Here is a 13,827-nt window from a genome sequence, read left to right as displayed (position 1 = left end):
AGTTTCACCTGCTCATTACGCCTTCAAACCACTGGTTGCAATTCCTTCCACAAAGTTTTTCTGGAATACCGCAAAGCAGACAATGACCGGAAGAACAAATACAACCGCTGCTGCCATCAGCCTTGCCCAGTCCACGGAATATTCACTCATATACTGCTGAAGTCCAAGGGAAAGTGTATACATACCAGGCTTTGTTATAAAAATCAAAGGATATAAATAATCACTCCAGGCATCCAAAAATGCATATATCCCGATGGTGGTAAGAACCGGCTTGCAAAGGGGAAGTGCAATTTTATAATAACGCTGGAATTCCGTAGCTCCGTCGATTTTCCCTGCCTCAATCAGACTGTTTGGAATACCTGCAAAAAACTGCCGGACAATAACAATATAATATGCCTTTCCAAAAAATGCCGGAAGAATCAGGGGAATGTATGTATTCGTAAGCCCAAGCTTAGAATAAATCTTATACAATGGCACCATGGTAACAGTTATAGGGATCATCATCGTTGCCATGACCAGGCCTGAGATGATGTCAGCGCCTTTCCATTTGATTTTCACCAGGGAATACGCTACCATAGGTGTAACCAGAAGCTGGCCTATAAGGGAAATGGCCGTGATAAACACTGTATTTCCCATGTACTTAAAATATGGAATTGCTGCAAACGCTGCCGGATAGTTCTCCTTCACCCATACACGGGGAAACAGCTTTACCGGAATGGTGAACGCATCGTTGTTGGTTTTGAAAGAAGTGAGCACCATAACCATAAAGGGCGATATGAAAATCAAAGCCAGCAAGGCAACCAGAGCAAAAAATAAAACTTTGCTTATACTATTCTTCATGCTTATTCACCTCCGGCATTTTCTGTAACTTTTCTCGTAACTTTGGTCATAAAAACCGTCAAGATTGCGACAATGATAAACAGCAGCCACGCCATTGCCGAAGCCTTACCCATCTTTAAATAGGTAAATGCATTATGGAATACATACAGCGGATACATAAGAATGGAATTCTCAGGTCCGCCGGCGGCGCTTCCGCCCTTTACTCCGGCATTTGCACTAATAATAATGTACACCTGCTGGAAATACTGGAATGCATTTATGGTACTTAAAATGGCCTGATACACCAGAACATGAGCAATGCATGGTACCGTAATATAGAAAAATCTCGCAACCTTTCCGGCACCGTCGATTTCTGCGGATTCATAGTAGCTTCTTGGCACGGACTGTAAGGCTGACATGCAGACTAACATCATGGTACCGGTGTTCCACGTTCCCATGAGGACCAGCGCCCACTTGGTATAATGAGCATCCATAAGCCATGCCGGCCCGCTGATTCCAAACCAGCTTAATACGTTATTGATATAGCCGTAGGTAGGGTCAAACATCCAGATCCATACCATAGTCGCTGCAACCATAGGGATTACGGAAGGCAGGAAAAATGCTGTCCTGACAAAACCGCGCCCCTTAAAATCGGCGCATACGATGCTGGCCAGAAGCAGCGCTACGAACAGATTGATGGGCGTAGATACAAAGGCCATAAATAAGGTATTTCCCAAGCTCTTCCAAACAAGAGGATCACTGAAGATGTCTTTATAATTATCTAGTCCCACCCACTGCGGAGCTGTTACGGCATTGAACTTTGTAAGGCTGTAATACAGAGAGCTTATCAGCGGGTATACGCTAAAAGCCAGAAAGCCCAGAATCCACGGAGATGAAAACAGCAGGCCGTTTATAAAATCCCGCTGTGTCGCGTTTCGTCCCTTCATTCCTTTTCCCCTCTCAAACATGAAGATCAGGGCACTGCATTATGCAGATTTCTGCCTGCAGCGCCCCTAATTAGTGAATTGTTATTTTAAATTTGCGCTTTGTCCTGCGAGAGCTTTCAGTGCTTCTTCAGGAGTCTTTGAACCGGAATAAACGGTATCAAGTGTTGCATTGATCATGGATATGTATTCATCATAATCTGCCATTACCGGATACTGAATGCCCTTTTCCTGCTTTAAAGCGTCAATAAATTCTGTAAATCCAGGAACTGCCTTGATATCAGCATCATCGTATAAAGCTTTTACTGCCGGAAGATTTCCTGTTCCAAGATCAATGATCTTAGCGCCTTCCTGACTGCAGAGCCATTTTGTAAAGTCCCAGGCTCCATCTTTATTCTTAGCCATTGCCGGTACTGCTACAGAGTCAGTCTCATAGCGGCTGGTTCCTCTTAACTCCGGATTTGCCTGTGTACCAGGAATCAAGGTAATGCCGTAATCAACGGTGGATTTAAAGTTCTTCATCATCGTAGGAAGCCAGGAACCGTCAAGACGGAACAGCTGCTTGCCCTGGAAGAACATATCCTGCTCTGTATAGCGGTTTGTATTTGCCGTTCCAATAAACCCATCCAGAGCCTTTCCGCCAAACTGGTCTCTGTATTTAACGTTCATATTAAGGCTCTCTAAAATACCTGCGTTATCAGGAGTAACATTGGATTCCTCATCCCACCATCTTCCGCCAAAGCCGTAGATCAGCTCCTGTCTTGCAGAAGCATATGGGAATAAGGGATATCCAAGCACCTCAATATTTCCGCTGCCATCTACCTTCGTGGCCTTTACCGCCATCTCATACATCTCTTCCATGGTTTTTGGCGGCTCGGTGTATCCGGCTTCCTTTAACAGTTCCTTGTTGTAGTACATCTGGATGGTGTAGGCATCAAGGGGAAGAGCATAAATGGCTCTGTCAATGGTATTTGCATTCATAGCCTGCTCGGAATAAATGGAGGAATCAAAGGATTCCTTGTCTGCATATGGCTGCAGGCTTTCCAGCAAGCCATTTTTTTGATACTGCACCACGGTCTGGTTGCTTATTTTGATTACATCAGGTGATTCGTTGCTGCTCATGGCTACGATTACTTTCTGAGCATCCGTAACGCTTAAACCTTCCACCTTATAATTGCTCTGGGAAGCATTGTACTCACTGATCGCCTTCTCATAGACAGCTGCTTCATCCCCTGTGTTGTTGTACCAGAACGTGATCACCTGTGCTTCCTTGTTTTCTGCCGGAGCAGATGTTTCCCCGCTTGTTGTCTCCCCGCTGGCCGCTGTTGTCTGTGCTGTGGTGGCCTGTGTGGAAGAACTGCTGCCGCAGCCGGTAACCGCTAATGCAGCCATACCTGCAGCCATAATAATACTAATTGCTCTTTTCATAAAATACCTCCTTTTAAAAATATGGTTTGAACTTTTTGTTGATTGGCCTTCAACATTTTGTTTAACTCATAATCAATATATACTATACTTCATGTGTTTTGTCAACAATAATAATGGAATTACTTTCGTTTTTTTGTTTGTTTTTTATAATGTTAACTTTTTTATTCAACAAATAATGGATTATTACTGGACTTTATCTCACATTTCATTTATAATTTATTTAGACATTTTGTTGAAAGGATAAAATACTACTATGGGATATGTATCTGATAACCTGAACCTGTTGTCTGACATTGCAAAATGCATTGCGATGCAATTCGGAGAAAACTGTGAAGTGGTTTTGCATGACCTTACCCTGCCGTATGACCAGACAATCGTTGCAATCTGGAACGGACATGTGACCGGAAGAAAAGTCGGAGACGGAGGCACCAATGCCGGATTAGAGATTTTAAAGGGATCCGCAGCACCGGATGACCAGTACAGCTACGTTAACGCCACACCCACCGGCCGGATCTTACGTTCTTCCAGCAAGTACTTCCGTGACGAATATGGAAAAGTGAATGGAAGCCTGTGCATTAATTTAGATATAACAGATATGATTAAATGTGAGAATACCTTACGGTCCTTTACCGGTTCCGGCTCCTCAGCCCTCACCCAGACCCCGGAACTGTTTGTGGGCAATGTTGATGAGCTGCTGGAGATTATGATGAAAGAAGCCGTTAGCATGACCGGAAAATCCGTAGGGAATCTGACCAAAGAAGAGAAGGTTGCTGTTGTTCACAACTTAGATGGCAAGGGTTTTTTCCTGATAAAGAAGGCTGCAGAAAAGCTGGCTGACTTTTTGGGATTGTCCAGATACAGCATTTATAACTATCTGAACGAAAGTCATTAATTTTTTATGATTGGTGAAATGATAAGGAGGGTTCTTAAAAGTCACAGAAGTGACTTTTAAGAACCCTCCTTTTTATATAAAACAATTGCTATTCTGAAACCATCGAAGCCCTTACCCTGATATTTTCTCAGGAATCCTGCAAATCAAGGTTATCTTCCATCTCCTCTTCATCAAGCTCCCGCATCAGCTCCGGAAAACTCTCCCGCTCAAATTCCTGAATGGATATAGATTTCTTATTTGGATTGGCGAACACAAAGGTCTTGTCTACGTTTTCCACATAATTCTGGATCTTGTCATTGGTTGCGCTGATGATAGCCTGGAAGCCCAGTCCTCTGATCAGCTCAATACAACTTGCCACCTTTTCCGCATCCATCTTGGAAAACGCCTCATCAAGCACCACCAGGCGAAGGGTGGGATTTCTCTGTATCTTAGGTGATAAACTGATCCGATATGCCTGGGCAAAGCTGGCTAATAAGGCTACGTAAAGCGGATTCTGTCCCTCTCCACCGGAATTCTTCTTGATCATCTTGCTTAAACGGATCTTAATGACCTCATCCTCGTTCTGGATGATCTGCTGCATATCAAAGGATAGATACGTCCGGTAATCCGCATACTTATCCATGTTCCGTTTGGCCTCTTCCATCTCCTCCGGTGTGGCATTTTCCGGTGGGATGAAGATATTTATTAAGTCATTGATGATTTCCCCGTACTGGTTCTCATGCTCCATAGTGAATAAGTTCATTTGATTATCCAGGGTATCCGTAAGATAGGCGGGATTTACCTCCAGGGAATTATCCATGAACATATCATAATATCTCCCATCCGGCCCTTTATTCCTTCCAATGACAAACTGATACTTATCCTTGCCGAAATCCAGTTTGCTGATGATCTTGTTCAGCTCATCTTTACGTAAAAGAGCATCCCTTATGGCACTTCGGATCTTGAACATAAAGTCATCCTTAAAATGAAGGACAGCAGACTTAGCCTGCTCAGCGGCCATCTTTTTATATTCCTCCAGATTTCCGCACTCCATGGTCTCAAGAAGACGGTCATATTCCCCATTATCCTTTGCTGTCAGGGAAAAATTTCGATTGGGATATTTTCTTGCATACTCACCTCTGGAACCTACAAGAGCCTGGAACGCCTGATCACGGGCTTCTTCCGACCTCCTGCATTCTCCGAAAAATTCATTCTTAAGGCGGTCGTACCGGCAATTTTCTCTGCTTTCCAAAATTTCATGAACCTTGGCTTCCAGTTCCTCATCCGGTTCAAATTCCCGTTCTTTTGCGACCAGTTCTTCCTGCAGCTGCAGGGATTCTCTGCGGAAGCGTTCGATCTCGCTGTTGATACCAAAAATCAGCTCTGCGACTGCACTCTGCTCCGCCCTCTTTCTATCACAGAGCTGTAAGATGGCTTCCCTTTCCTTCACCCACGCTTCTACATCCTGGGCCTTCAGCTTTTCAAACTTCTGTTCCAGCCGCCTGATCTCTTTTTCCTTTTCCTTAAAGGCCTCCATATCCTGCTGCCACTCCAGGTAAACGCCCGTGTCTTCTCCTAAGTCTTCCATGGATAAGATACGTTTGCATTCCTTTAAAACCTGTTCCTGAGGCTTTTTCTCCTCTTCCATGGAAACCAGATTCTTTTCCAGAAGCCGGATCCTTCTCCTGACGCTGTCCTTGCCGATATATGCAAATTTCGTATAATTATCGGGATTCATATGCTGCAGGCGGAACGTATGGTATAGCATGCAGTCAGGGGTCACTCCAATGCGGCTGCGGCGCAGCTCTTCCAAGTTCGTGCACTTGACGACCCTGCCCAAAAGTAAGTCTATGTATGGCTGTAAATAAGCCTCTCTCACTGTAATTTCTTCAGCAAGACCGCCTTTTACTACTTCATAGGAATTCTGCCCTACCTTTTCTGTATCCAGAACTGCTACATTAAAATACTCAGCCCGGTCCAGTTCCCCGTAGGCCGCCATAGCTGCTTCTGCATAAGCCGGAGCCACTACCAGGGACAGCTTATTATTCCCCAGATAGCCTTCCACCGCATTTCTCCAGGTCTCATCCCTGATGTCCAGAAGATCTGCAAGTACATGGACCTCCACCGCCTTGCCGGTTACCTCCAAAAGCCGCTGCTGGATCAGGGACCGTGCACGTTCCAGATATTTGGGGTATGCCTTATTACCGGCCTTTAGCTGGGCCAGCTCTTCACTTGTCTGGCGCTCTTTTTTCCGAATGTCCCGAAGAATTCCTTCTGCCTCTTTTTGAGCTTCTTCGGATTCCTTTCTCATTTCGGCAATGGATTTTTTCAGGCGGACTAACTTTTCTTCATCAATGGTATTCTTCTCAAATTCTTCTATATCCCATATGGTCTGGTTGGAGGTAGCCTCTTCCTCTATCCATTCCCTCAGCCGTTCTCCTGTCTGAGACCATTTGGTAAAGCTTTTATTTAAATGATTTGATAATTCCTTTGCAGAATCCAGCTGATTCTTAAGATCCTCATAACCGGTGGAAGAAATCCTTCCAAGCAGTTCATTTCCCTGTCTGGTTAAATCTTCCATCTGTCCTTCTAACGCTGTCCGCTGGCCTTCCTGACGCTCTAAATCCTCTCTGGCAAGCCTGGACTTATCTGTTAATGCCTGGATCCTTGCCTGATAATCCAGAATTTCCATTTTGCGGAAGAAATATGTATTTTTACTAATCTCCCCTTCTTTTTCACGAACTGCAGAAAACTTTTCCCTCATTCCATTTAAATAACCGATCTCAACAACTGTGTCTTCAATCTTCTTTCGCATCCGCCCGTACTGCATGACGCTTTCCTGCATGTCCTCAATGTGGATGTCCTGCTCCATGCAGATGTATTCCTTTACAAAATCCTCCAGCTTGATGTTCATGCGGAAGGGAATAGCACGCTTAAACAAAAGGGGGAATTTTTCCGAATCAAGACCGCCTAAGTATACATCATACAACTGCCTGCGGAACCGCTCATTGTGGGAGGTTGCAAAATAATCTTCTTTGGGGTATAAGGTCTGCAAATAAGCAGTTACTTCCTGAATGGTCATGGTCCTGGAACCGGTACGGTAACCGTTTTCCCAAAGAGGACCTTTATGCCAGAAGAACTTTCTGGATATCTCATTGGTGGTCGTATCCACGTCAAAGACAATTCCAACGCACTGGCATTCTCCCGTATCCGTCCGTTTCAGTTCCAGCACAATGGTGGTGGAGAAATTCTGGTTCCGCAAATAGGCAAATTCATTGTTTTCACCGATATTCACCATTCCCCGCAAATATTCGATCAGACTCCGGTCAGAATCATCAGACGCTGCCTTATTAAAGAATCCCCGGCCATCGGTGTTGGCGTAAAGGAGAATCTGCATGGCATCAATGACCGTAGACTTTCCGCTGCCGGAATGTCCGGTAAAGAAGTTGATCTCCTGATTAAAGGATAAGGTTTTCCGGCTGATGTAATGCCAGTTGTTAAGGAGTATCCGGGACAGGGCTTCAAATTTCTGGTTCGTCATCGTCTTCGTCTCCTTCTCCAAGTGCTTCTAACAGGGCCCGCACGTCATCTCCGAACAATACCACATTGATACATGGATAGATGATCATGCGGCTGTCCCCATCTAAGTCCTCTAAAATATCAAGAGGCTCCAGAATCTGATACTTTTTTAACAATGTAATCGCCCGGCGGATTTCCGTTGGTGAGGGCTGTTTTTTAAATAAGCGGTAATTTCCCAGCTTTTCATGTATCTCGCTTAATGTGGTGTAGATGTTGACACTGGTGGAAACTGCCGCCATCTGCTCATCGTAGATCAGTTTTAAGATCAGCAGATAAAGGGTAGCCAGTTTTGGAAGCTTATCTCCCACCGTGCTCTCTCCCTGGATATAAATAATGCCCAGCTGGCTGTTTTCCAGAACAGACACTCCGCTGACTGCCAGATAGGCCCGGATAAATTCCAGATGTTTGTTGCAGATTTTAAATTCCGGGTTATAGGTAAACCGGTTGGTACGCTTATCATACTTATGCTCCAGAACAAAGGTCTGCTGAAGAAGAAGCCTCAAGCCTGCTCTTACCTCTTCCTTTTCTCCCTGTCCCAAAGCGTCAAAATATGGAATCTGGCTGATGAGGCCAGCACTTTCTTCATAGGTCATGATTCTTTCCTCCTTACAAATACCAGCTTTGGATAGCGGTATCTGCCGTTGTCAATGAGCTCCGTCTCCTGCTCCTCCACCTGGTACATGCTTTTCCTTCTGGTAGAGTAATCATAGGCCAGGATCAGCTTTTCAAACTCCTCAGGAGAATTAACCGTATCTTCCTTTACCTCCATACGGCCATTTTCCAGATGAGCTTCGATATAGCTTTCGATTTCCTTCCGGCTGTAGCGGCTTTTTAAGCGGTTTAAACTCAGGATCTCTTCCATGGTTAGCTCTGCAGACTCTTCCTCCGGCATCAAATTCTCATTAAAACATGTCCTGGCCCTTCTTTTTTTATAAAGGGATTTTTCAGAGAGAATGGATACCTGGGATAAATTCATAAGACCTCCCACATCCTTTATGGCTTCATCCGGATCCTCTGTTTCAGACAAATGATTTAAAAGCCTGATAACAAGCCCCTTCATGTTGTCCTCCTGATTTAACAGATAGTTAAGCCTTGTAACTGTAGCGCGGATATACCGGGAATGCTCCTTGTCCATATTGGCAATGCGGTGTTCGATATCGTCAAATCCTCTTTCGATCTGATCCAGCTTTTCCGCAATATCCGCAGCCGTCACTTTCTGTCCGCTGCGGTGGCTCATCTGCTCCAGCCATTCCGTATCTTCCCGCATGGAGCCAATCCATCGCTTGATATCGTTTTTGTAAAGATAGAAATTATCCGAAGTTTTCAACATATGGTACTTCTTTTTTACGATTTCATCCACATATCCTTCCAGATGTTCTTTCAAAAGATCCCCATATGCTTTTTTCTCCAACAGGCTTGCAAAGAATTTGTCCATGTTGTGAAGCATGTCCTGCAAAGTCTTATTGAGCCTCTTTGTATTGATGTAAGCCGTATTCAAAAGGCTTACACCGGCCCTGGGATCATTTTTTAAAGAGAAAAGGATTGCGTAAACGTTCTGGATATAAATCTGGGTCTCATCCTCTTCATCGCTTGTAAGCTTAAAAAACGCCTCGATCATGACGGCAGCATAATCTGGAATTACGATATTGACCGTCATGGAGGCGTAGTCATCCACTTTCCGGAGCCAGCCTGCCCTTAACAGCCAGTTTAAAACCCTGACTGCTGTCGGTTCTAAGGCATCCGCCTCATCTTCCAGCTCATCCTGCCAGATGACCAGCCGTTTTGCCGTAAAATATTCTTCTAAAACCTGTATACAGACTTCACGGCTTAAAAAGTAGTTGCTGTATTCATATTCCTCATTGATTTTTAACAAAGCTTCTATGTAGGTGGACCGGTTAATGGAACGGAACAATCCCCAGAACCGGTCCGGTATCTCATTCATTAATATCATTTGTTTCTGTCTCATCTCCTGTTTTTTCTGCTTCCTATGATTAAAACCATGAATTACCGGGCTTATCTTATAAAAGCAGACAAAAAGAAACGGCTATCTCCATTTTGACAGCCGATTGATCTTCGTTTTCACGGGTTTTTCTTTTAATCCAAGGCCTCTTTCTTTCTATTATAGCAAAAATCCCTATTTCTTACAATAAAATTATAGAAAGGTCGAAAAAAAGCAGCTGTTGCACGGCTCTATCCATGCATCAGCTGCTGATGATTCTTAATCATTAATCTTTCACATTTCCAACATCAATAACCGATTCTTTTATTTCCTTCTTTTCATCAGTCCAATCGGAAAGCTCATCTTCCACTTCCTTAGACACTTCCCCATTTTCAGAATCCTTATTTTCTTCCTTCGGCTCCGGAATTCCCTTTGCTTCCCGGAATATCTTCATAAATTCCTTACCGGTGATGGTCTCTCTCTCAATCAGGAATTCTGCGATCTTATCCATTACATCACGGTTTTCTGAGAGAAGGTTCTTGGCCTCTTCATATGCTTCTTTCAGCATTTTCATGACTTCATCATCTACCTGGGAAGCAGTGGCTTCCGCACAGTTCATTACCGTACGTCCGCTTAAGTACTGGTCTTCCCTGGCTGCCAGACCCATAAGGCCGAATTTCTCCGACATACCGTACTGGGTGATCATAGCCCGTGCTACCTTGGTAGCCTGCTCAATATCATTTGCCGCACCTGTTGTAACAGTGTCAAATACGATTTCCTCTGCCGCACGGCCGGCCAGATAGCCTACCAGCATGGCATGAAGCTCTTTTCTGGAGTTTAAGAATTTTTCTTCTTCCGGCACATGCATTACGTATCCCAAAGCACCCATGGTCCTTGGTACAATGGTGATCTTCTGTACAGGTTCAGAATCCTTTTGAAGGGCGCTGACCAGGGCGTGTCCCACCTCGTGATAAGATACAATGCGGCGCTCCTCTTTGTTAAGGACACGGTCCTTTTTCTCTTTACCTACCAATACCACTTCCACAGCTTCAAATAAGTCCTTCTGCGCTACCGCATGACGACCGTTTTTCACCGCCAGGATAGCGGACTCATTGATCATGTTGGCAAGATCGGAACCAACGGCTCCTGAAGTTGCTAAAGCAATGGCATCTAAATCAACGGTTTCATCAAGAAGCACATCCCGGGCATGAACCTTTAAGATATCCACTCGGCCTTTTAAATCCGGCTTATCCACGATAATCCGACGGTCAAAACGACCCGGACGGAGAAGAGCAGGATCCAGGATTTCAGGTCGGTTGGTAGCTGCCAGAACTAAAAGTCCCTTAGAGGAATCAAACCCATCCATCTCAGAAAGCAGCTGGTTTAAGGTCTGTTCTCTCTCATCATTTCCTCCGCCGAATCTGGAATCACGGCTCTTTCCGATGGCATCTACCTCGTCAATAAAAATGATACAGGGAGCAGATTCCTGGGCTTGCTTAAATAAATCCCGGACACGGGAAGCTCCCACACCTACGAACATCTCTACAAAATCAGAACCGGACAGAGAATAAAAAGGAACATGGGCCTCTCCTGCAACCGCCTTGGCAAGCAAGGTTTTTCCCGTTCCGGGAGGTCCTACGAGAAGCGCTCCCTTAGGAAGCTTTGCACCGATCTTTGTATATTTTCCCGGATTATGGAGGAAATCCACGATTTCAGTCAAGGATTCTTTCGCCTCATCTTCCCCCGCCACATCTTTAAAGGTGATACCTGTTTCCTTTTGTACGTAAACCTTGGCATTGCTTTTTCCAACGCCCATAAGTCCGCCGCCTCCGCCGACCCTGCGCATCATGAAGTTCAAAAGGAATCCCATGGCTGCAAACAAAAGCAGATAACTGACAATGGTCTGAATGAAAAAGTTACCGTCACGGCGGGTCCGCAAGGTTTCCACTCCGGCAGTACGAAGGCGCTCCGCCAGATTTAAATCGTTGTCCATCCTTACCGTATAATAGGTAACGCCAGGTTTATATCCTTCCCAGGTCTTCTTTGGGTTTATGGTAATCTTCGTATCTTCTACATTAACCGACTCCACCTGTTTTTCGTCTACCATATTCATAAAGGTATCGTAACTCAGTTCTTTATTGGTCCTCGTCGTAATCGCGCCGTGCAGATAAGAGATCGCTGCTACCGCAATAAGAAACGCGATGACCCATATGGCGATAGCCTGGGTATTCTTCGGCATCTTATTATTATTATTTTGATTCTTGTTATCCATCTGTGTGAATTCTCCAATCCGGATAGTTTCTACCCATTTTATACCTCTATCATTATAGTGTCAGTCTCTCCATAAATCAAGAAAAGAATTATTAAATCCTTATAAACACCTGGGCTGGTTTTATTTAACAATCATGGATTTTTAACATATGAATGCCTTTTTACAAAATTTTACACTTAATATTCTTAGTTTTTTCATATGGTACTGGATTTTTTCAAAGAATAGCTGTATAATTTCTTTTTTAAAAATATTCCATACCATTACAAAAGGAGGTTACACTGTTATGTCAGTGAAGTACGTGTTTGTCACCGGAGGAGTTGTGTCCGGGCTTGGCAAAGGTATTACCGCAGCATCTCTTGGACGTCTGCTTAAGGCCAGAGGCTATAAGGTCACCATGCAGAAATTTGATCCGTACATCAACATTGATCCGGGCACCATGAATCCAGTGCAGCATGGTGAGGTTTTCGTCACCGAGGACGGTGCAGAAACCGATCTCGACCTTGGCCATTACGAACGATTTATCGACGAAAATCTGACTCAAAATTCCAACGTTACCACCGGTAAGGTCTACTGGACCGTACTGACCCGTGAACGGCGCGGGGACTTCGGGGGAGGCACCGTACAGGTTATCCCTCACATTACCGACGAAATCAAAAGCCGCTTTCACTGCAGTAACAGCAACTCCTCTGAAACAGAGATCGCCATCATAGAAGTAGGCGGAACGGTAGGCGACATCGAAAGCCAGCCATTCCTTGAAGCGATCCGTCAATTCCAACACGAAGCAGGCCACGAAAATGTCATTCTCATCCACGTGACCCTGGTTCCATATCTAAAGGTTTCCGGCGAACTGAAAACCAAACCAACCCAGTCCAGCGTAAAAGACTTACAGGGAATGGGTATCCAGCCCAACATCATCGTATGCCGTTCCGAACTGCCCCTTGATGACGGAATCCGAAGCAAAATCGCACAATTCTGTAACGTTCCCAAGACCCATGTACTTCAAAACCTGGATGTGGAAGTATTGTATGAACTTCCTCTTGCCATGGAAGAAGAGCATTTAGCTGAAGTCGCATGTGAAAGTTTAAACCTGCCATGCCCCAAACCAGACTTAACGGACTGGTCCTTCATGATCGATAACTGGAAGCATCCGGAAAAGGAAGTGACGGTCGCTCTGGTAGGAAAGTACATTCAGCTTCACGACGCCTATATTTCCGTAGTGGAGGCATTAAAACACGGCGGTGTTTTCCACCGGGCCAAGGTTCATATTAAATGGGTTGATTCAGAACTTGTAACCGATGATAATGCGGCCAGTTTTTTCAACGATGTAAGCGGGATTTTAGTCCCCGGCGGATTTGGCAGCCGCGGCATAGAAGGAAAGATTTCATCCATCCGTTATGCCCGGGAAAACAACATCCCGTTCCTTGGCCTCTGCCTAGGCATGCAGATGGCCATCGTGGAGTTTGCACGCCATGTGGCAGGCTTTGACGATGCTCATACCTCAGAGCTTGATGAGGAAACCACTCACCCGGTCATCCACTTAATGCCGGACCAGAACGGCATCGAGGACATCGGAGGAACTCTGAGACTCGGCTCCTATCCCTGTGCGCTGGACAAATCCTCCAAGGCCTATGAGGTATACGGGGAAGCACTGATCCATGAACGTCACAGACACCGCTATGAGGTTAACAATGAATACCGTGAAGATCTGGAAAAAGCAGGGATGAAGCTTTCCGGTATCTCCCCGGATGGACGGATCGTGGAAATGGTAGAAATTCCATCTCATCCCTGGTTCATCGCCACCCAGGCACATCCCGAGTTTAAATCACGGCCGAACAGACCTCATCCGCTGTTCCGTGATTTCATCCGCGCAGCCATTGAAAACCGTTAAACAATCAGATTTTAAGTGAAAGCAGGGAGTCCGGACTCTTATCAAAGGGTCCGGACTCCTTGTTTTATTGTTAAAAAAATATTTTTC

General features: G+C 45.0%; 9 protein-coding genes. 2 read left to right on the top strand and 7 right to left on the bottom strand.

The window, feature by feature from the left end; all coding sequences use genetic code 11:
• Positions 1-15 precede the first annotated feature (15 nt).
• From ACHZES_RS21355 to ACHZES_RS21345, 3 genes are all read right to left on the bottom strand, one after another.
• Positions 16-840, bottom strand: coding sequence for a carbohydrate ABC transporter permease (locus ACHZES_RS21355; protein WP_038280075.1), 825 nt, complete (start codon positions 838-840; stop codon positions 16-18).
• A gap of 2 nt (positions 841-842) precedes the next feature.
• A complete protein-coding gene (locus tag ACHZES_RS21350) occupies positions 843-1,766 on the bottom strand; it encodes a carbohydrate ABC transporter permease (protein WP_038280184.1) in 924 nt (307 codons plus the stop codon).
• An 81-nt stretch (positions 1,767-1,847) separates the two neighbouring features.
• Positions 1,848-3,191 carry an ABC transporter substrate-binding protein gene (locus ACHZES_RS21345; RefSeq protein WP_038280076.1) on the bottom strand — a complete coding sequence of 448 codons (1,344 nt, stop codon included), beginning with the start codon at positions 3,189-3,191 and terminating at the stop codon, positions 1,848-1,850.
• Positions 3,192-3,444: 253 nt separating this feature from the next.
• On the opposite strand from ACHZES_RS21345, the gene ACHZES_RS21340 reads away from it, so the two are divergent.
• Positions 3,445-4,083: a transcriptional regulator gene (locus ACHZES_RS21340; protein WP_154523617.1), complete on the top strand. Its 639-nt coding sequence runs from the start codon at positions 3,445-3,447 to the stop codon at positions 4,081-4,083.
• A 127-nt stretch (positions 4,084-4,210) separates the two neighbouring features.
• Here ACHZES_RS21340 and ACHZES_RS21335 read toward each other — a convergent pair whose 3' ends face one another.
• The 4 genes from ACHZES_RS21335 to ftsH form a co-directional block, all read right to left on the bottom strand.
• Positions 4,211-7,603: an ATP-binding protein gene (locus ACHZES_RS21335; protein WP_395546564.1), complete on the bottom strand. Its 3,393-nt coding sequence runs from the start codon at positions 7,601-7,603 to the stop codon at positions 4,211-4,213.
• Entirely contained in the window at positions 7,584-8,234 is a 651-nt protein-coding gene (locus tag ACHZES_RS21330; protein WP_038280079.1) for a DUF4194 domain-containing protein, read from the bottom strand. Before ACHZES_RS21330 ends, ACHZES_RS21335 begins: the two co-directional genes overlap by 20 nt.
• On the bottom strand, positions 8,231-9,592 hold the full coding sequence (locus ACHZES_RS21325; RefSeq protein WP_395546562.1) for a Wadjet anti-phage system protein JetA family protein: 1,362 nt from the start codon (positions 9,590-9,592) through the stop codon (positions 8,231-8,233). The genes ACHZES_RS21330 and ACHZES_RS21325 overlap by 4 nt, the downstream gene beginning before the upstream one ends.
• A gap of 274 nt (positions 9,593-9,866) precedes the next feature.
• Complete coding sequence (gene ftsH / locus ACHZES_RS21320; RefSeq protein WP_051835127.1) at positions 9,867-11,852, bottom strand: ATP-dependent zinc metalloprotease FtsH; 1,986 nt, start codon at positions 11,850-11,852, stop codon at positions 9,867-9,869.
• Between the two features lie 283 nt (positions 11,853-12,135).
• Here ftsH and ACHZES_RS21315 point away from each other — a divergent pair, with 283 nt between their 5' ends.
• Positions 12,136-13,740, top strand: a complete 1,605-nt coding sequence (locus ACHZES_RS21315; RefSeq protein WP_395546561.1) for a CTP synthase — start codon at positions 12,136-12,138, stop codon at positions 13,738-13,740.
• The last annotated feature ends 87 nt before the right edge of the window (positions 13,741-13,827 follow it).

Source organism: Lacrimispora sanguinis, from assembly GCF_044987295.1.
Taxonomy (GTDB): domain Bacteria; phylum Bacillota; class Clostridia; order Lachnospirales; family Lachnospiraceae; genus Lacrimispora; species Lacrimispora celerecrescens_B.
This window is presented reverse-complemented; position numbering and strand designations above follow the sequence as displayed.

Coding starts and splice junctions, on each gene's coding strand:
- ftsH (WP_051835127.1), bottom strand. CDS start 11,852: ATGGATAACAAGAATCAAAATAATAATAATAAGATGCCGAAGAATACC.
- ACHZES_RS21330 (WP_038280079.1), bottom strand. CDS start 8,234: ATGACCTATGAAGAAAGTGCTGGCCTCATCAGCCAGATTCCATATTTT.
- ACHZES_RS21340 (WP_154523617.1), top strand. CDS start 3,445: ATGGGATATGTATCTGATAACCTGAACCTGTTGTCTGACATTGCAAAA.
- ACHZES_RS21315 (WP_395546561.1), top strand. CDS start 12,136: ATGTCAGTGAAGTACGTGTTTGTCACCGGAGGAGTTGTGTCCGGGCTT.
- ACHZES_RS21345 (WP_038280076.1), bottom strand. CDS start 3,191: ATGAAAAGAGCAATTAGTATTATTATGGCTGCAGGTATGGCTGCATTA.
- ACHZES_RS21325 (WP_395546562.1), bottom strand. CDS start 9,592: ATGATATTAATGAATGAGATACCGGACCGGTTCTGGGGATTGTTCCGT.
- ACHZES_RS21350 (WP_038280184.1), bottom strand. CDS start 1,766: ATGAAGGGACGAAACGCGACACAGCGGGATTTTATAAACGGCCTGCTG.
- ACHZES_RS21335 (WP_395546564.1), bottom strand. CDS start 7,603: ATGACGAACCAGAAATTTGAAGCCCTGTCCCGGATACTCCTTAACAAC.
- ACHZES_RS21355 (WP_038280075.1), bottom strand. CDS start 840: ATGAAGAATAGTATAAGCAAAGTTTTATTTTTTGCTCTGGTTGCCTTG.